The sequence below is a fragment of the Glutamicibacter sp. X7 genome, assembly GCF_054889245.1.
Genome location: NZ_CM142678.1, coordinates 1,954,284 through 1,971,248, shown reverse-complemented (window position 1 = coordinate 1,971,248; position 16,965 = coordinate 1,954,284). Strand labels below are relative to the sequence as shown.

Genomic DNA, 16,965 nt, shown 5'->3' with positions numbered 1-16,965 from the left:
AAGCCGGCTCACGTATCGGATACGCTGGGACACAATGCAGCAATGAAGCAAGGAGGCTCATCGATGACCCACCCGGCCCCAGAAAATTTGGCCGACGAACTGGCCGTTGGAGATTTTTATTATCAGCGGCTCGGCGCCGGACGGTTTCGTTCCAGCATTCACGCGCAGGGTGCGTGGAATGAGCACGAACAGCACATGGGTCCGGCCAGCGGCATTCTGACCCATGAGCTAGCCAATTTTCAGCCCCGCGATGAGATGCGACTGTCGCGACTGAGCTTCGACATTCTGGGCATCATTCCCGGTGGAGAATTTGAGATCCGCACCCGTATGCTGCGCCCCGGGCGCACCATCGAACTACTCGAAGCCGAACTCGTTGCCGGCGGCCGCACCAGCATCATTGCCCGTGCCTGGCGCATTATCGCCGGGGACAGTTCAGCGGTCGCGGGAACCGACGATGCGCGGATCCCAACACCGGAGCAGTGCGTCGAGGTGGACATCACCAATATCTGGCCCGGCGGCTATATCCGGAGCCTAGAGATCCGTCACGCACCCGAAACCCGCCCGGGCCACGGGATCGTGTGGGTGCGTAACCCGCTGCGGCTACTCGATAGCGAAAGCACCAGCGACATGGTGCGGCTAATCGGCATGGTCGATACCGCCAACGGTGTGGCACCGCGCGCCACCCCTGGGGCCGGAAGCTGGATGTTCCCGAACGTGGATCTGCAGATTCACCTGTACCGCCAGCCACAGGGCCAATGGTTGGGATTTTCCACGAAGCAAGCGTACGGAGCCGAGGGCATCGGATTGACCTCCAGCGTGTTACACGATGAGCTAGGACCCTTCGGGCATAGCGAACAAATTCTGACCGTCCGCCCGTTGCAGCCCTAAGCCTGGGCCTGCTGGGAAGCCAGAATCCGTTTCAGGGCCGGCTTGGGCACCATAGTAAATCCGGCCTCGCGGTAGCTTTCCCGAGTGCACTGGTGCGCCCGATACAGCGCGTAGCCGCGCTTGATGAGGAAACCCACGGGTTTGCGACGCTCGGCGACATCCCGGGCAAAGCGGCGTATCGCGGTCAGCAATGCCGGTTCGTCGATAAAGTAGGCCTGCACGTGGCATCCGGCACGTTGTAGGGGTGCGAGCACCTGACTGAGGAAGATCCCCTCGGCGAGAATGGGGCCGGCACCGGAGATTTCGCGGTGGCCACTGTAGCTGGAGGTAGCGATTGAGTAGTTCGGTACCGTGGTCCGCCCCGTTTCGGCGAGTTCGATGAGCGCGTCCACCGCCGCCTGAAGATTCCATGTCTCCGGGTGGTCCCAATCGATCTGCCCATAGGCGGTGCGTGGAAAGTCGGTGGGGTTCCCATCCTCGCTGATTTCACGGTAGAACTCGTCTAATGGCAAATGTGGGTTGCCGAAACGTCCGGCGAGGTAGGATTTTCCCGAACCCGAAGCGCCGCCGATGAGAATAATAATTGGGGTATCGCTAGACACCCAGTCTATTATTCCGTATCCGTTCCGGGCCTAGGTCGCATCGAGGCGTTGCGCCCGACACGTACGCGGTCGCCGCACGGCGGCTAGGTTAAGCTGTGGGTATGACCTTGTGGAACCCTGAATCCGATGCAGCGCTGGACTTTCTCTTTGAGGAACCCAGCGGCGACCCGGTCGCCGATCTGGGGCGTGGCTTGGATTTATTGCGGCAGGTGCAACGCGGTGAACGGCCCGGGTTGCTGCGCTTTTACCGCCCAGATCCGACGTTGGCTTTCGGCCAACGTGATGTGCGGATGGCGGGATACGAGCAGGCCGTGGCTGCCAGCACGGCACATGGATTTGCTCCCGTGGTGCGCAAGGCCGGGGGCCGGGCCGCCGCCTATCATCGCGGCACGTTGATCGTCGATCATATTGAACCGCATAGCGAAGCGATCTTAGGGCACCAGCGCCGTTTTGAAGTCTTCGGTGAGCTCTACGCCCAAGCGCTACGCCGGCTAGGTGTCCAAGCTCGCGTAGGCGCGATCCCCGGCGAATACTGCCCGGGGGATTTTTCGGTGCACGGGCTACCCACAGAACTGTCGCGCAGCGCCGTTCCGGTAAAACTCGTGGGCACCGCACAGCGGGTGATCGCAGGGGCCTGGCTGTTCTCCAGCGTTTTCGTGATTGAGGATTCCGCGCCGATCCGCGCGGTTCTCGACGCGGTGTATCAAGCGATGGATCTCGAAATGGATCCGAGTACGGCCGGGGCGGCCGACGATATGGTGCCGGGGGTCAACGTCGAGGACTTTATAGACGCGCTCCTGAGCGAATATCGTCAGCACACCACGGTCAACGAACTGGTTTAGGCGCCGACGCGCTCGACGACTTCTTCGATGCGCGGGTTGGTCGCGGCGCTTCCGTCGGGGAAGATCAGGGTCGGAACGGTCTGATTGCCGCCGTTAAAGGACTCGACTAGCTCCGCGGTGCCCGCAACCTCTTCGATATTCACCTCGGTGTAGCCCACGCCCTTCTGATCCATGAGGCGTTTGAGGTTACGGCAGTACCCGCACCAGCTGGTGGTGAACATGGTGACGCTGCCAGCGGCCGGAATGTACTTTTCAAGTTCTGCTTGGTTGGTCATACTTCATTCAACCATTCAAGCGGCGCCGTTCTTCCCACCGTGACGTGTTGGTCTCGCCCGGCGCGTGGGAAGCGAGCCAACAACACGGTTTTGTGCTTACACTGGCCGCAACGCGTCGATCGGGAAGGCGAACGGTATGTGCGGACGATATGTGATGGCCAAGGCCATCGGCGATCTAGTGGCCGAGGCGGAAGCCGAAGCCGACGAGAACTTACAGCTACGTCACTCGTGGAATATCGCTCCGACCACAGATGTGCCGATCGTTCTGGAACGGGTGATCGATGGGGTGGTGCATCGACAAATACACGTGGCCCGTTGGGGATTGGTCCCGGGGTGGGCGAAAGACCTCTCCGTCGGAGTACGAGCCTTTAATGCGCGGAGCGAAACCGTGGCAGAGAAGCCCACCTTCCGCTCGGCGCTGAAGAAGCGGCGTGCCGCCGTGCCCGTCGAAGGGTACTACGAGTGGAAGAAGGAAGGCGGCACCAAGCGCCCCTTCTTCGTACACCGTCCAGCGGGCGAGCTGATCTTCTTCGCGGGCCTCTACGAATGGTGGAAAGACTCCGATGACTCGTGGATACTTTCCACCTCGATCCTGACCATGCCTTCGCCGCCGGAAGGGGAACCTGACGTGTTAGGGCAACTGGCCACCTTGCATGACCGGCTGCCGATTCCCATGGACCGCGCCATGATGGCCGACTGGCTTAACCCGGAAGCCGAGGATGCGGCGGGGATGCTGGACCGGCTCCGTGGCGAAGCCTACGCGGTGGCCGCTCAGTGGACGATGCATGAGGTCGATTCCGCGGTGGGTAATGTGCGCAATGATTCTCCAGCCCTCATCGAGCCGCATAATTCCCAGCTGTTCTAGGCACTGGAGTGTCTTTGGTCGCTAACCCGAACGCGGCAAGGATTCCACTGGCGACAGGACCAGCCACCGCCAAGAGCTAGATCCGAGAAGGAGTTCGCGTGCCAGGTGCACAAATAGTGCTGGCCGCCGGGCGGCGGCACTCGGTGGGGCTGCGCCCCGATGGCACGGTCCTCGCGTCCGGTAGCAACATGGACGGTGAATGCGAAGTGGATAAGTGGCGCCAGGTAATCTCCGTGGCTGCGGGCAATGTTCATACCGCGCGCAATACCGGCAAATCGCACACCGTTGCCCTGCGGGCTGATGGCACCGTCCTAGCCGCGGGCCTCAACTCCGATGGCCAGTGCGTGCTCGAGCACTGGCGGGATGCCACCTTCGTGGCGGCAGGATGGCGCCGGACGCTGGGGGTTAGGACCGACGGGACCGTCTACGCCGCCGGACGCACTGCCGAGGGTGCCTGCCAAGTGCACTCTTGGCAACAGATTATCGCGGTAGCTTGCGGGGACTGGCATTCGGTGGGTCTGCGAGCGGATGGGACGGCGGTAGCTACCGGGAATGACCGGCGTGGCCAGTGCGCCGTTGAGCGCTGGGAGGAGCTGATAGCCATCTCCGCCGGGTACTTGCACACCGTAGGGCTAAGGACTGATGGTCGGGTCGTGGCCGTAGGGGATCGCAGCTATGGCGCCTGTGCAGTAGCCGAATGGGAAGAGATGCTTGCGGTGGACGCTGGAAGCTATCACACCGTCGGGGTGAACGCCGCAGGAACGGTGCTTGCCGTGGGCGATAACAGTTATGGGCAATGTGAGGTGAGCCGATGGCAGAACGTGGTCGCCGTGGCCGCCGGCTCGACCCATACCCTGGCCCTCTGTGCGGACGGTACCGTGCGCAGCACCGAGAACAATGCCGAAGCCCAGGGCGCGGTGGCCCACTGGCCGCCCCTGCGGCTTCCCGGCACCGCATAGCCACCGGTTCCCGCCTCTAGCGGGAGATCTGCGCCCTTGCTTCGCGTCTGAAGGCGAGCGCGAAACCCACGGCACCTAGGCCCATGGCTAGGAGCAGTAGACCGATGAGCTTTGTGCCGCTGCTAAATGGACCTCCCTCGACTAACCCGACATCGATCGGCGCGTAACCGAACCAGCCGAAGCTTCTGACTTGGAGGGCATCCCAGAACAACACACCGCTGGCGATGAGCGTCAGGAGCAACCCGCCCCAGAACAGTGCCCGAGGTAGCTTCTGACCGCCACCCTCCATAGCGCGGCGGCGGGTGGCCGCAAGGATTCCCAGCCCCACGCCGAGCACGATCACGCCAAGGACGAACAGTAGCTCTCCGCCCAGTTGCCCCGGTGGGGTCATCAGGAATAGCTCTGGTGGGACCTCGGTTGACATCGGCTCATAGGTCCCGGTGTACACCACATGGGTGAAGGTATGAAACCACCAAACAATAGCGATTCCAGCGAGCGTTGCCAATGCACCCAACCCGCAGGTGAGCCACCCAGCTAGGCGGCGACGTGGTGGAAGTTCAGCGTTCGACATGGGATAAGTCTGTCATAACGTCGTGAAAATAGAAGCGACCGGCGTCGAACTGAGTTCAGTTCGACGCCGGTCGCCGCTCATTGCGCCGGATCCGTCAGCGGTTAGTGCCCGCGAGCGATCCATTCCTCGAGATGCGGTGCCTCGGCCCCGATGCTCGTCGAATCTCCGTGTCCGGTATGGACCACGGTCTCCTCGGGCAGGGTGAGCAGGCGTTCGCGGATCGAGTCGATAATGGTCTCGAAGCTCGAGTAGCTGCGCCCAGTCGCCCCGGGGCCACCGTTGAACAGCGTGTCTCCGCTAAAGAGCACACCCAGGTCTTCGGCGTAGAAGCAGGTCGAGCCCGGCGAATGCCCCGGGGTGTGCAAGGCGCGCAGGGTGGTCCCGGCAATTTCGAAGCTGTCACCGTCGGCGATTTCCTGATCGACCGCGCGCTCCTGACCGTAGACCGCTTCCCAGAGCATCGAATCGGCCGGGTTGAGATACACCGGAGCCTGCACCTGGTCGGCGAAGTCGCCGGCGGCGCGGATGTGATCGTCGTGTCCGTGGGTGAGCAGGACGGCCTGCACCTCACGCTCACCGATGGCGGCCAGGATCTTCTCCGGCTCATGGGCCGGGTCAATGACCACAACGCGCTGCTCATCGCCGATGAGCCAGACGTTATTGTCTACCTCCCAGGTGCCACCGTCGAGGCTGAAGGTACCGGAGGTGACTACCTGTTCGATCTGTGCAGTCATTAGATCTCCACCACCGAACGCAGCACGGTGCCCTCATGCATCTTGTCGAAGGCGGCCTCGATGTCCTCGAGCTTGATGCGCTCGGTCACGAAGGCATCCAGATCCAGGCGGCCGAGCTTGTACTGCTCGACCAGCATCGGGAAGTCGTGGCTGGGCAGGCAGTCGCCGTACCAGGAGCTCTTCAACGAGCCGCCGCGGCCGAACACATCCAGCAACGGGAGTTCGAGCTTCATCTCCGGGGTCGGCACACCAACGAGCACCACACGGCCGGCCAGGTCGCGGGCGTAGAAGGCCTGGGTGTATGTTTCCGGGCGGCCCACCGCGTCAATGACCACGTCGGCGCCGAAGCCGCCGGTGAGCTCGCGGATGGCTTCCACCGCGTCGACCTTGGAGGAGTCCACGGTGTGCGTGGCACCAAAGCGCTTGGAGGTTTCCAGCTTGTCCGGGTTGACGTCCACCGCGATGATGGTGGTTGCTCCGGCGAGCTGGGCGCCGGCAATAGCGGCCGCGCCCACGCCACCGCAACCGATCACGGCCACGGACTCGCCGCGCTTGATCTCACCGGTGTTCATTGCCGCGCCGATACCTGCCATAACGCCGCAACCGAGCAGACCCACGGCCGCCGGGTCTGCATCCTCGTCGATGATGGTGCACTGCCCGGCGGCCACCAGGGTCTTTTCAGCAAAGGAGCCGATGCCCAGAGCCGGGGAGAGCTCGGTGCCATCCTCGAGGGTCATCTTCTGCGTGGCGTTGTGGGTGTTGAAGCAGTACTTCGGCTCGCCCTTGGCGCAGGCACGGCACTGGCCGCAGACCGCACGCCAGTTGAGGATCACCCGGTCGCCGACCTTAACGTTGGTGACGTTCTCGCCGATCTGGCTGACTACCGCGGTGGACTCGTGACCCAGCAGGTAGGGGTACTCGTCGCCGATTCCACCCAGCTTGTAGTGCAGGTCGGTGTGGCAGACGCCGCAGGTGAGTACATCGACGACAACCTCCCCGGGGCCCGGGTCGGGGATCACGATGTTGACGACTTCTACCGGGGCGTTCTTGGCGCGCGAAATGGCGCCCTTGACTGTTTGAGGCATGAGCTCATTACCTTTCTTGTATGTGGATTAGGAGCGCTGGTAAGTTCCTGAACACTCCGGGGATGCTGGGTATGGCTTTCATGTGCCACCCGCCAAGTGCATGGGCAAGGATGATTGGCCGCCCAGCATCCCGCAACGGCTCGACCGCTGATTGAGAGATGCGAACCAATCGCTGTGTAATGACATGACGGCGCGGCTGTTGATCACGGAGTGACCCACCGGGCAACGGAAGGACACTAATCATGCCGCGACTGTGGGCCGGTATCGATGCCGGCAAGACCAATCACCACCTCGTAGCTATCGACACCGAGGGCAAACGCCTGATCTCGAAGAAATTCAGCAACGATGAAACCCTCATCCTCGAGATCATCGCAGAAGTCAATGAACTGGCCGACGGCGACGCGGTCACCTGGGCCACCGACCTGAACCGCGGCGGTGCTGCCTTGCTGATCGCGTTGATGCACGCTCATGACCAAACCCTGCTCTATATCCCGGGACGCACCGTGTTCAACGCGGCCCGCACGTACCGGGGTGATGGGAAAACCGACGCGAAAGACGCCGGAATTATCGCCGACCAAGCCCGCATGCGCCGGGATCTGACCCCGGTACGGCTGAGCGATGACATCGCCACGGATCTGCGCTTGTTGACCGCGCACCGCACCGATCTGGTCACCGACCGTACCCGGGCGATCAACAGGATGCGAGCCACGTTGTTGGAGTTCTTCCCCGGTTTGGAGCGGGCTTTTGACTACGCTAAATCCAAGGCTGCACTGACGCTGTTGACGGGCTACCAGACCCCGGAGGCGATCCGCCGACTTGGTGAGAAACGCTTGACGACGTGGCTGCGCAACCAGGGGGCGCGTAGCGCAGCCAACACGGCCGAACGTGCGGTGGCGGCGGCGAAGATGCAGCATACTACGGTGCCCGGCCAGGAGGCCGGGGCGAAGATCGTGTCCCGGCTGGCCACAGAGATCCTGCGCCTGCATGAGGACATCGATGATCTGGATCGGCAGATCGAAACCCGGTTCAGGCAGCATACCGATGCGGAGGTCCTGCTCTCGATGCCTGGGTTCGGGCCTCTGCTGGCCTCCGAGTTCCTCGCGGCCGTCGGGGGCTCGATCACCCAGTTCGATAGCGCGGATCGCCTGGCCGGTGTGGCCGGCCTGGCCCCGGCCCCGAGGGACTCGGGCCGGATCAGCGGCAATCACCACAGGCCGAAGCGTTATGACCGCAGGCTGCTGCGCGCCTGCTTCCTCGCTGCCCAAGTCGCGGCAAAGTGTTGCCCGATCTCCAAGGCGTACTACGAACGCAAACGCGCTTCGGGAAAGAACCACAAGCAGGCGGTTCTCGCACTGGCCCGCAGACGTCTGAACGTGCTCTGGGCGATGCTGCGTGACCATACTGTGTTCGGTCATGGCCTGGCCTCAACTACGGCGTCTGCCGCTTGACAACTTCATTGAGATTCATCCTTAGGGGAAAGTTTATGGATCGTTAGATGCTTCGATGCTAGCGGTCACCCTCTTCTACAGCTAGCTATGACCGCGTATTTCACCTAGAGATTCACGCTTTTCATCTGCAGGCGAACTTCTCCACGAAGAGTGTGGTGAACCCTGCAGATTCTTTGCACATTCGGCCTCTTCAGAGGGCTCTTAAAGGGTCCGGCGCGGCTGAGCGCGCGAGCTCTTTTAGCTCCCCGGCAGCGCCGGTGAGGCTAGGTCGATGGCCGGTGGTGTACCAAAGGTGTTCCGGTAGGCGGTGGGGGTGACCCCCAGCGTCGCGTGAAAATGCTGGCGCAGCGAGGCGGAGGTGGCAAAGCCAACCGCCTCGGCCACCCGGTCGATGGGCAGGGTGCTGTTTTCCAATAGGCGTTGCGCCTGTGCCACGCGTTGCACGAGGAGCCATTTGCCGGGGCTGATGCCCACCTCGGCGGTGAATCGCCGTGAGAAGGTGCGTGGGCTCATGCCGACGACACGGGCCAAGGTATTCAGGTCAAGCGGTTCGGCGAGATGACTCAGCGCCCAGTCCCGTGCGGGGGCGGTGCCTACCTGTTCGGGTTTCGGGACGGGCTGTTCGATGAACTGTGCCTGCCCGCCGTCGCGAAAAGGCGGTACTACGCATCGCCGTGCCACCTGATTGGCAATCTCGTGCCCGTAATCGCTGCGGACCAGGTGCAGGCAGGCGTCGATGCCCGAGGCGGCCCCAGCCGAGCTGAGAAAACGGCCGTCCTCCACGAAAAGCACCTCGGGCTCTAGCGCAACCTGAGGGAAGCGTGCACGAAAATGCTCGGCCACGCGCCAGTGGGTGGTCGCCCGGCGACCATCGAGCAGACCGGTGGCCGCGAGAATAAAGGCCCCGGTGCAGATCGAGACGATACGGCTGTGTGTGCCGATGCGGGCCAGCGCCTGCCGAAGCTCGGTGGAGAGCGTGCTGGGAATCCACTCGGGGTGTACCGCGCTGAGCACCACAATATCGGCCGTTTCCAGCAGTTCCGGCCCGTGCTCAACGGCGATGCTGAAATCCGCGGCACTGCGTACCGGTTTCCCATCGATACTGCAGGTGGACACCGTGTAGAGGCCCTCTACCGCCTCAAAGATCCTACTGGGGATGCCAAGTTCGAAGGGGTAGGCCCCGTCGAGGGCGAGGACCGCGACTCGAGTCGGCGACTGAGGTGAAGACATGGCAAGATCCTATCGAAGATTGTCATTCTAGCCACTATTGCCCAAACCCTAGAGCCGGGAGGATAGAAGCTATGAACAGTACAGTCATGATGAAAGTTGCCACCCAAGAGGTTGTTGGCGAGCCAGAAGTTCTTCGGATCGCCGAGGTTCCCCGTCCCACTCCACGACCGAATGAGATTCTGGTGCGCGTCCACGCGGCGGGGATCAATCCGACCGACTGGAAACACCGGGCAGGTGCGGGATTTCTGGGTGAGCCACCCTATGTTTTGGGTTGGGACGTCTCCGGAGTGGTGGAAGAGGTGGGCATCGGTGTCGCGCGTTTCCAGCCCGGCGATGAAGTATTTGGCATGATGTCCTACCCCTTCGGGCATGGCACGCATGCAGAGTACGTGACCGCGCCAGCTCGAGTTTTCGCAGCCAAGCCAACCACGCTCGACCATATTCACGCGGCAGCCCTGCCGCTGGTCTCGCTTACCGCGTGGCAGGCGTTGGTGGACTACGCGCAGCTCGAGGCCGGGCAACGTGTGCTGATTCACGCGGCGGCCGGTGGGGTCGGTCATGTGGCCGTCCAAATCGCCAAGGCCCGCGGGGCCTATGTGATTGGTACGGCTAGTGCCGCGAAACATGAGTTTTTGCACGACCTCGGGGTGGATCAGGCCATTGATTACCGGTCGGTGGACGTCACCGCGGAGGTCCGGGATGTCGATGTCGTGCTCGACACCATTGGCGCCGAGACCTCGGTCCGTTCATTGCAGACCCTGCGCCGAGGCGGTGTGCTGGTCTCCACGCTTCCGATCGGCTCCGATGACCTCTATCGCGAAGCGCAGCGGTTGGGCGTGCGGGCCGTGCGGATGCTCGTCGATTCCTCAAAGGATGATTTGGCGACGATCGCAGAGATGGCCGATGCGGGGTCGCTGCGCCCTGCCATCGCCGAGACCTTCCCCTTGGAACGTATTGCCCAGGCGCATCGGGCCGGAGAAAGCGGACACACCGCCGGCAAGCTTGTGATCACCATGACCTAGCCTGCCGCGCCCTAGTGTGAGAAAGCCCCGGTATTTCCGAGCTCGGGTCGCGACGTAAAGCCCGGGGTGGTGCAGAAAAATCTGCGCCACCCCGGGCTTCATGGCGTCGCGCACCGCCCACCGTGGCGTGCCGGCAGGGGTAAAGCGTCGGAGCGCCTCGCTAAGGTCGCTATCGAATCGAACGTGTGTTCGAATATAATGGTTTGATGGCAGTGAGGAGTCGAGCATGGGGATGTTCACCGAGGGGATTGAAGTAACCTGCACGCCCGCGGGCGTGCCGTTGCGCGTGCGCTGGCAGGGTCGCGACTATCGACTGGTGGCCGAACCGCACTGTTGGTTTGAGCGCCGCAAGTGGTGGGAGGAAAAGGTACGCATTCCCCGCGGCGCCGGAGCCGGGCTGGCCGACTATGAGATGTGGCGCTTGCAGCTCGCGCCGCTGCGTGGCCCCGGGGAATCTTTCAGTGTCGACGTGAGTTTCGACCCGCAAAGCACCCGCTGGCGTCTGGTGAAGACGCATGAGCACCCGCTGGCGCTGGGTGCCTGAGTAGGGCAGATGTCTTAGCTTCGAATTTTTGTTCTAATGGTGTTCTGATTGCAGGACAAAGGACACCGATGAGCTTCACCCACCTGAATGTCAGTTCGGCATTCAGCGCACACTATGGGGTTTCTACCCCCGCGCAGCTGGTCGCCGCGGCCGCCGCCGACGGGGCGCACGCCCTTGGGTTGACGGACCGCGACGGCCTCTACGGCGCGGTGAAACACGTTGCCGCCTGCCTGCAGCACGGACTAACCCCGATTCTCGGGGTCAATCTCGCCACCCTGGATCGAAGTGGAAAACCCACCGGGCGGATCATCCTGCTCGCCCAAGGGCATAGCAACGGGGCAGGCTATGCGGCACTGTGCCGTGCGGTCAGTGCGGCACACAGCGAAACCCCGGCAGCCATAGGCCTCACCCGTGAACAGTTGGCCCATGTGCTGCGCGGTGGCAGGCTCATGGTGCTCCTCGGGGCCGAATCCGATGTGGCAAAGGCCCTGGAAGCGCATCGCTATGCGCAGGCCAGGCAGGCGTTGGTGGGATGGAAAAAACTGGCCGGAAGCAGGCTACGGGTGGAGATCGCCTTACACCTCTCCGCCGATGCCGCCCGCTACAGCCTGGGGTATGCCAGCAAGCTACTGCGCTATGCCCATGAGCTGAAAATTGCGGCGATTCTGAGTAATGCGGTGCGCTATGCCGATGCCGACGGTGCGGTCACCGCCGATCTGCTCGACTCTGCCCGTGTGCTGGGAAGCCTAGCCGAGCTGGAGAGCGTGCAACCCAATGGGCAAGGCTGGCTCAAGAGCAGCGTGCAGATGTATCGTCTGGCCGCGCTCTTAGGCCGGGCCACCGAGCCGCGTTTCGGTCGTGCCCTACTGGCCGAAACCGAACGGGTCGCCGCCTGGGCGTCGCTGGATGAACGCACCGATTTAGGGTGGAAAACCCCGGTCATTCCCGAGGCCCACATCATCGGGATACACCAGCCGGCCCAGCAGGAACTCTCCGAACGTACCCATGCGGCCATCAGCAGGCTGCTACCACCGGAAGAGGCCGCAGCGGCCCGTAATCGACTCGCCCACGAACTAGGTGTGATCGAAAAGCTAGGATTTGCCAGTTACTTTCTCACCGTGGCCGAAACCGTCGGGCTGATCACCGAACTCGGCGTTCGGGTCTCCGCCCGTGGCTCCGGGGCTTCCTCACTGGTCAACTACCTACTGGGAATCAGCCACGTGAACCCGCTACGCCACGATCTGCTTTTCGAGCGCTTCCTCTCAGCCGAGCGCACCACCTTGCCCGACATTGACATTGACGTCGAATCGGCGCGACGTCACGAGATCTACCACCGGATTTTCGAGGCTTTCGGTGCCGAACGTGTCAGCCTGATGAGCATGCAAAACGCCTACCGGGCCCGTGGTGCGGTACGCGACGCCGGCACCGCCCTCGGACTTGAACAAACCACCATCGATGACATCGCCAAGCAGCTCTGGCGCTTCTCGGCCTCCTCCTTCCGCGAAGCACTGAGCGAAAAGCCCGAACTCGCGGCTCTGGCCGAACGCGTCAGTGACAATACCGACCTGCAGATACTTATCGATGCCACCGAGCGGCTCGACAGGCTTCCGCGGCATATCGCCATGCACCCCTGCGGGGTGATCCTCTCCGATGCCACACTCTATGACCGCACCCCGGTCCAACCCTCCGGGATCGGCCTACCCATGAGCCAATACGACAAACACGACATGGACTATATGGGGTTGATTAAGCTCGACATCCTTGGGGTGCGCATGCAATCGGCCATCGCATACACCTTGGCGGAGATTCAACGCCTGCACCCTAGCCGCACCGCTGTGGCCCGCGCCGGGGGACATTCGCGCAGTGACTACATTGACGCCGATGGGTTCATCGACCTTTCACGGGTTCCGCTCGATGACCCAAGCACCTTCGAGCTGATCCGCTCCACCCACACCCTAGGGTGCTTCCAGATCGAATCCCCGGGACAACGCGAGCTCATCGGCAAACTCGCACCCCGAGAATTCAACGACCTGATTATCGATATCTCGCTCTTCCGCCCCGGCCCAATGCAATCCAATATGGTCAAGCCCTACCTCGAACACCGGCACGGATTCGCCCCCGCCCGCTACCTGCACCGTGATCTGGTCCCGGCATTGGCCGAAACCCACGGGGTTACCGTCTTCCACGAGCAGGTCATGCGCATCTTGAATGTTATGACCGGCTGCGACTTCGGTACCGCCGACGATCTGCGCCGCGGGTTGGGCAACCCCAACCGTGAACCGGAAATCGAACGCTTCTTCCGCAGCCAAGCCGCTGCCAGCGGATACGAACCGCAGGTGATTGAAGACTGTTGGCAGGTACTGGCCGGTTTCGGTTCCTTCGGATTCTGCAAGGCCCACGGTGCCGCCTTTGCCGTACCCACCTACCACTCGGCCTGGCTCAAGGCCCACCATCCCGAAGCCTTCCTCGCGGGCATCTGGGAGCACGACCCGGGGATGTACCCCAAACGCCTGCTGGTTTCCGAAGCCCGCCGCATGAACATCCCCATCCTGCCCCTGGATATCAACCGCTCCACCGACCACTACCGGGTTGAGGCCATCGCCGAACCCACCCCGGCACCCGCCCCGCAAGTACCGCGTGCCCCGGGAAGCGTCCGACCTGGGCACTACGGCATCCGGCTGGCCTTCCGCGAAATCCACCAGATGAGCCAGCGTGAAACCGCGCGCCTGCTGGCCGGGCAACCCTATGACTCCCTGGCCGATGTGCGCCATCGCGCCGGGCTCTCGCGACGCACCTACCAAAACCTCGCCGCCCTAGGAGTCTTCGACTCTCTGCTGGCCGAAAATAACCGCGCCGATGCGATCGCGCACAGCCAATCGTTGACCCCGAACCACGGCATCCCCGCAAAATATCGTCCCGGACCTGGACAACTTGCCCTGCCACTGGGGCCCATCGACCACATTGCCCGTAGCGGCCAGCGGCTCAGTGCCGAGGAGATGGTGCGCACCGAACTGGATTTGATGCACCTCGATGCCAGCGGACACCTGATGAATTCCTATACCCAACCCCTCGCTCATCTGCCGATCACTCGGGCCACCGAGCTGCTACACCTACGTAACGGTAGCGAGGTCCTTGTGGCCGGGGTGCGCGTCGCCACCCAAACCCCACCCATGCGCGGGGGACAGCGCGTAGTGTTCATCTCCGTAGACGACGGCACCGGCTGTATCGATGCCACTTTCTTCGCCGATGTGCAGCAACATACCGGGACGCTACTATTCAACACGCGACTCCTGCTCATCCACGGCACCACCCGGCGCACCGGACCGCGCGGCATCTCTCTGCAGGCATTGAACGCCTGGGACCTGCACCAGCCCGAAACCTGGCCGGACCCGAACTACTTGCAAGACCCGGCACGCCCGCAACCCAGCTACCGACCACGCTCCCATAGCAGAGTCACTTTCGGCACAGGAGAGCTTGCCGCTCGCATGCGCGCCGAAGACCTCGACCAGCGCGGGGCCTAATGCAAAGTTTGGGCCGCAGCGGTGGACTACGTTTCCTCCAACTTTCTGGACTGTAAATGCTCAGAATTTCGTGGCGAGATGTATGACAGTTTCATCTGTGTGGCGATGCTCGCCGATTTCATCCGCGGAAATCGGCGAGCACTGTGTCTAGATCAGTGTGCTGGGGCATGCGTGAAAATGCTCCCCATAAGATGGCTCTGATTTCTCAGTCCAACTTATGGGGAGCAAATTAAACAGGATCCCGTAGGACCTTCAATGGTGAATTGAAGGGACCTGCTTATGCTTTCAACGCTGCAATCTCGGCGTCGCTGAGCGGCCGGGTGGAGTGCCCGTGCAGAAGCAGAGCCAACTGAGCTGAAGTTTCCAGTTCTTCAGCTGAATCCACGGCCTTGACTAGCGAATCGCCGGCCACGATACTTCCGTGGTTTCCCAGCAGGAGCGCTTTTGCGTGGAGTGAAGCTGCGTAGATATCTCGTTCCATGGACGGGTCGCCGGGCTTGTAGTAAGGGACCACAGGGATATTGTCACCGAGTCGCATTACAAGATAGGGAGTGTGCGGCACCAGTTTCGGATGCCCGTCGTCTGCCAGACAGCTCAGCGCCGTGGCGTGCACCGAATGCAGGTGCACGATTGCACCGGTGTCCGGGCGGGCCTGATACATGGCCCGGTGCATTACCACTTCCTTCGATGGAGCGTCTCCGTCGACGTGGTTGAACTCCTCGTCGAGTAGCGAGAGACGTTCCGCGCGCAACCGACCCAATGAAGCATTGGTTGGGGTCATCAGGAATCCGCCCTCGACACGAACGCTGATGTTACCTGCGCTGCCTACAGAGAATCCGCGCTGGAACAGGCTGGCAGCCAGTTCGACGAGTTCGATTCGGGTCTCGTGATGATTCAAGTTCGGCCTTTCAGGGGACTGGAGGGTTAGTTAGACGAATAGGTCGGCTACGAGAATGGCCAGGCCGCAGGTAGCCCACGCGACGGTCGTTGGGACCGACCAGGTCATGATTTGACTCTTAACATCCTTGACTCCGAGCATACGATTAACGACCCAGAACAGGCTGTCGTTGAAATAGCTGAAGACGAGCGCGCCCAGCGCCGCAGCTTGCGCGGCCAGAACAAGGTTGACGTCAGGAATCTGGGCTAGGATCGGGGCCGACAGAGATGCCGAAGTGATAATCGCGACCGTGCCGCTTCCCTGGACAAGTCGGACCATGGTGGCGATGAGGAATGGAATCATGATGGCAGGTAGCGGGAGTCCGGCAACCCACTGTCCGATGTAGTCGCCGGTGCCGCTTTCACGTAGCACTGCGCCCAGCGCACCACCTCCACCGGTGACAAGCAGGATGATGCCTGCCGATTCGATGCCCTTCTCCATCTCTGCGAGTACCGATCCGCGATCCTGCTTGCGTGCCAGTCCATAAATGGCGAACAGTACGCCGATGCCGACGGCGATCACCGGGTTACCCACAAAAGTTACAGCGCCTAGTACCGATGCTGGGACCAAGTTCTCATTTGCGGTGGCAATCGAGGTAACCGCCGTATTCAGGAAGATCAAGGCGATCGGAACGATGATAGGCAGTACCGACAGGGTAAGAGAAGGAAGATTCTTTTCCCGTTCGGCAGCGAGTTCGGTGAATTCACGGAATGCGTCTTGGGCGTTGGCTGGGTTCTGCTCGGTAGCGCCTACGCTTACGGCAGACTCGACTGGTAGCTTGGCCTCGATGCGCGGTCCAACGAACTTTGCGTAAAGAGTTACGGTGACCAGAGCTGGGATGGTCAAGAGCACACCGTACAAAATCATGTCACCTACCGAAACACCGTAGATTCCAGCTGCACCCAGGGGACCGGGGGTAGGAGGCACTGCATGGTGCGTTAACGCCATGCCACCAGCCAGCGCGATACCTAAGGTCAGTTTAGAACGGCCTGAACTGGTGGACAACGCCTTCACCAGCGGGGTGAGGATAACGAACGCGCTGTCGACAAAGATGGGAATCGAGATGATGTACCCGGCTACGGACATCGCCCACTCCTCGCGCTTGGTACCAAGCCAGCGAATAAGGGTGATAGCTAAGCGTTCGGCTGCGCCGGAGACTTCGAGGATTCGGCCCATCATCACGCCGAAACCGACAACTAGGCCGATGGTTGACAACGTGGAACCGAATCCGTTGGTGATTGCCTTGATCGCATCTGCCGGAGCCATGCCTGCGGCGAGAGCAGCGATCGAGGCGGCAAAAATCAGCGCGAGCAGTGCATGGACCTTGGTCTTGAGCACGAGCAGAATTAGGACCGCGATGGCCAGGACCAAACCGATGATTGCGCCGGGACCGACGGATGCGGCCGCAGCTTGCGTCGCAAAAATCATGATGAACTCCATTG

Annotated in this window: 16 protein-coding genes; 8 read left to right on the top strand and 8 right to left on the bottom strand. The window is 61.9% G+C overall.

What is annotated here, in order from left to right:
* Window positions 1-63: 63 nt before the first annotated feature.
* A complete protein-coding gene (locus ACYU0X_RS09485; RefSeq protein ID WP_461900393.1) occupies window positions 64-888 on the top strand; it encodes a thioesterase family protein in 825 nt (274 codons plus the stop codon).
* Here ACYU0X_RS09485 and ACYU0X_RS09480 read toward each other — a convergent pair.
* A complete protein-coding gene (locus ACYU0X_RS09480; protein WP_461900392.1) occupies window positions 885-1,490 on the bottom strand; it encodes a uridine kinase family protein in 606 nt (201 codons plus the stop codon). The genes ACYU0X_RS09485 and ACYU0X_RS09480 overlap by 4 nt on opposite strands.
* A gap of 101 nt (window positions 1,491-1,591) precedes the next feature.
* On the opposite strand from ACYU0X_RS09480, the gene ACYU0X_RS09475 reads away from it, so the two are divergent.
* The gene (locus tag ACYU0X_RS09475; protein WP_459273419.1) at window positions 1,592-2,332 is read left to right on the top strand and encodes a lipoate--protein ligase family protein; all 741 of its coding nucleotides are present in this window, start codon (window positions 1,592-1,594) and stop codon (window positions 2,330-2,332) included.
* Here the strand turns inward: ACYU0X_RS09475 and ACYU0X_RS09470 are convergent.
* Window positions 2,329-2,607, bottom strand: a complete 279-nt coding sequence (locus ACYU0X_RS09470; RefSeq protein ID WP_309406981.1) for a glutaredoxin domain-containing protein — start codon at window positions 2,605-2,607, stop codon at window positions 2,329-2,331. The two genes, ACYU0X_RS09475 and ACYU0X_RS09470, sit on opposite strands and share 4 nt — an antisense overlap.
* A 136-nt stretch (window positions 2,608-2,743) precedes the next feature.
* Here ACYU0X_RS09470 and ACYU0X_RS09465 point away from each other — a divergent pair, with 136 nt between their 5' ends.
* Window positions 2,744-3,472, top strand: a complete 729-nt coding sequence (locus tag ACYU0X_RS09465; RefSeq protein WP_461900389.1) for an SOS response-associated peptidase — start codon at window positions 2,744-2,746, stop codon at window positions 3,470-3,472.
* Between the two features lie 98 nt (window positions 3,473-3,570).
* Window positions 3,571-4,431: an RCC1 domain-containing protein gene (locus ACYU0X_RS09460; protein WP_461900388.1), complete on the top strand. Its 861-nt coding sequence runs from the start codon at window positions 3,571-3,573 to the stop codon at window positions 4,429-4,431.
* 16 nt (window positions 4,432-4,447) lie between these two features.
* On the opposite strand, the gene ACYU0X_RS09455 is transcribed toward ACYU0X_RS09460, so the two are convergent.
* The 3 genes from ACYU0X_RS09455 to ACYU0X_RS09445 form a co-directional block, all read right to left on the bottom strand.
* The gene (locus tag ACYU0X_RS09455; RefSeq protein ID WP_461900387.1) at window positions 4,448-5,002 is read right to left on the bottom strand and encodes a hypothetical protein; all 555 of its coding nucleotides are present in this window, start codon (window positions 5,000-5,002) and stop codon (window positions 4,448-4,450) included.
* A 101-nt stretch (window positions 5,003-5,103) separates the two neighbouring features.
* Window positions 5,104-5,736 (bottom strand): MBL fold metallo-hydrolase, encoded by a 633-nt coding sequence (locus ACYU0X_RS09450; RefSeq protein ID WP_461900385.1) that lies wholly within the window; start codon window positions 5,734-5,736, stop codon window positions 5,104-5,106.
* The gene (locus ACYU0X_RS09445) at window positions 5,736-6,821 is read right to left on the bottom strand and encodes an S-(hydroxymethyl)mycothiol dehydrogenase (RefSeq protein ID WP_461900384.1); all 1,086 of its coding nucleotides are present in this window, start codon (window positions 6,819-6,821) and stop codon (window positions 5,736-5,738) included. The genes ACYU0X_RS09450 and ACYU0X_RS09445 overlap by 1 nt, the downstream gene beginning before the upstream one ends.
* A gap of 242 nt (window positions 6,822-7,063) precedes the next feature.
* Here ACYU0X_RS09445 and ACYU0X_RS09440 point away from each other — a divergent pair, with 242 nt between their 5' ends.
* Complete coding sequence (locus ACYU0X_RS09440; protein ID WP_461900383.1) at window positions 7,064-8,269, top strand: IS110 family RNA-guided transposase; 1,206 nt, start codon at window positions 7,064-7,066, stop codon at window positions 8,267-8,269.
* Between the two features lie 237 nt (window positions 8,270-8,506).
* On the opposite strand, the gene ACYU0X_RS09435 is transcribed toward ACYU0X_RS09440, so the two are convergent.
* A complete protein-coding gene (locus tag ACYU0X_RS09435; RefSeq protein WP_461900382.1) occupies window positions 8,507-9,499 on the bottom strand; it encodes a GlxA family transcriptional regulator in 993 nt (330 codons plus the stop codon).
* Between the two features lie 71 nt (window positions 9,500-9,570).
* Here ACYU0X_RS09435 and ACYU0X_RS09430 point away from each other — a divergent pair, with 71 nt between their 5' ends.
* The 3 genes from ACYU0X_RS09430 (at window position 9,571) to ACYU0X_RS09420 (ending at window position 14,586) form a co-directional block, all read left to right on the top strand.
* Window positions 9,571-10,521 carry an NADP-dependent oxidoreductase gene (locus tag ACYU0X_RS09430; protein WP_461900381.1) on the top strand — a complete coding sequence of 317 codons (951 nt, stop codon included), beginning with the start codon at window positions 9,571-9,573 and terminating at the stop codon, window positions 10,519-10,521.
* Window positions 10,522-10,747: 226 nt separating this feature from the next.
* Window positions 10,748-11,065 carry a hypothetical protein gene (locus tag ACYU0X_RS09425; RefSeq protein WP_461900380.1) on the top strand — a complete coding sequence of 106 codons (318 nt, stop codon included), beginning with the start codon at window positions 10,748-10,750 and terminating at the stop codon, window positions 11,063-11,065.
* A gap of 68 nt (window positions 11,066-11,133) precedes the next feature.
* Window positions 11,134-14,586, top strand: coding sequence for a DNA polymerase III subunit alpha (locus ACYU0X_RS09420; RefSeq protein ID WP_461900379.1), 3,453 nt, complete (start codon window positions 11,134-11,136; stop codon window positions 14,584-14,586).
* 277 nt (window positions 14,587-14,863) lie between these two features.
* On the opposite strand, the gene ACYU0X_RS09415 is transcribed toward ACYU0X_RS09420, so the two are convergent.
* On the bottom strand, window positions 14,864-15,484 hold the full coding sequence (locus ACYU0X_RS09415; RefSeq protein ID WP_461900378.1) for a class II aldolase/adducin family protein: 621 nt from the start codon (window positions 15,482-15,484) through the stop codon (window positions 14,864-14,866).
* 30 nt (window positions 15,485-15,514) lie between these two features.
* Window positions 15,515-16,951: a GntP family permease gene (locus tag ACYU0X_RS09410; protein ID WP_461900377.1), complete on the bottom strand. Its 1,437-nt coding sequence runs from the start codon at window positions 16,949-16,951 to the stop codon at window positions 15,515-15,517.
* Window positions 16,952-16,965 lie beyond the last annotated feature (14 nt).

Coding starts and splice junctions, on each gene's coding strand:
- ACYU0X_RS09425 (WP_461900380.1), top strand. CDS start 10,748: ATGGGGATGTTCACCGAGGGGATTGAAGTAACCTGCACGCCCGCGGGC.
- ACYU0X_RS09455 (WP_461900387.1), bottom strand. CDS start 5,002: ATGTCGAACGCTGAACTTCCACCACGTCGCCGCCTAGCTGGGTGGCTC.
- ACYU0X_RS09440 (WP_461900383.1), top strand. CDS start 7,064: ATGCCGCGACTGTGGGCCGGTATCGATGCCGGCAAGACCAATCACCAC.
- ACYU0X_RS09430 (WP_461900381.1), top strand. CDS start 9,571: ATGAACAGTACAGTCATGATGAAAGTTGCCACCCAAGAGGTTGTTGGC.
- ACYU0X_RS09470 (WP_309406981.1), bottom strand. CDS start 2,607: ATGACCAACCAAGCAGAACTTGAAAAGTACATTCCGGCCGCTGGCAGC.
- ACYU0X_RS09445 (WP_461900384.1), bottom strand. CDS start 6,821: ATGCCTCAAACAGTCAAGGGCGCCATTTCGCGCGCCAAGAACGCCCCG.
- ACYU0X_RS09450 (WP_461900385.1), bottom strand. CDS start 5,736: ATGACTGCACAGATCGAACAGGTAGTCACCTCCGGTACCTTCAGCCTC.
- ACYU0X_RS09485 (WP_461900393.1), top strand. CDS start 64: ATGACCCACCCGGCCCCAGAAAATTTGGCCGACGAACTGGCCGTTGGA.
- ACYU0X_RS09410 (WP_461900377.1), bottom strand. CDS start 16,951: ATGATTTTTGCGACGCAAGCTGCGGCCGCATCCGTCGGTCCCGGCGCA.
- ACYU0X_RS09465 (WP_461900389.1), top strand. CDS start 2,744: ATGTGCGGACGATATGTGATGGCCAAGGCCATCGGCGATCTAGTGGCC.
- ACYU0X_RS09435 (WP_461900382.1), bottom strand. CDS start 9,499: ATGTCTTCACCTCAGTCGCCGACTCGAGTCGCGGTCCTCGCCCTCGAC.
- ACYU0X_RS09475 (WP_459273419.1), top strand. CDS start 1,592: ATGACCTTGTGGAACCCTGAATCCGATGCAGCGCTGGACTTTCTCTTT.
- ACYU0X_RS09420 (WP_461900379.1), top strand. CDS start 11,134: ATGAGCTTCACCCACCTGAATGTCAGTTCGGCATTCAGCGCACACTAT.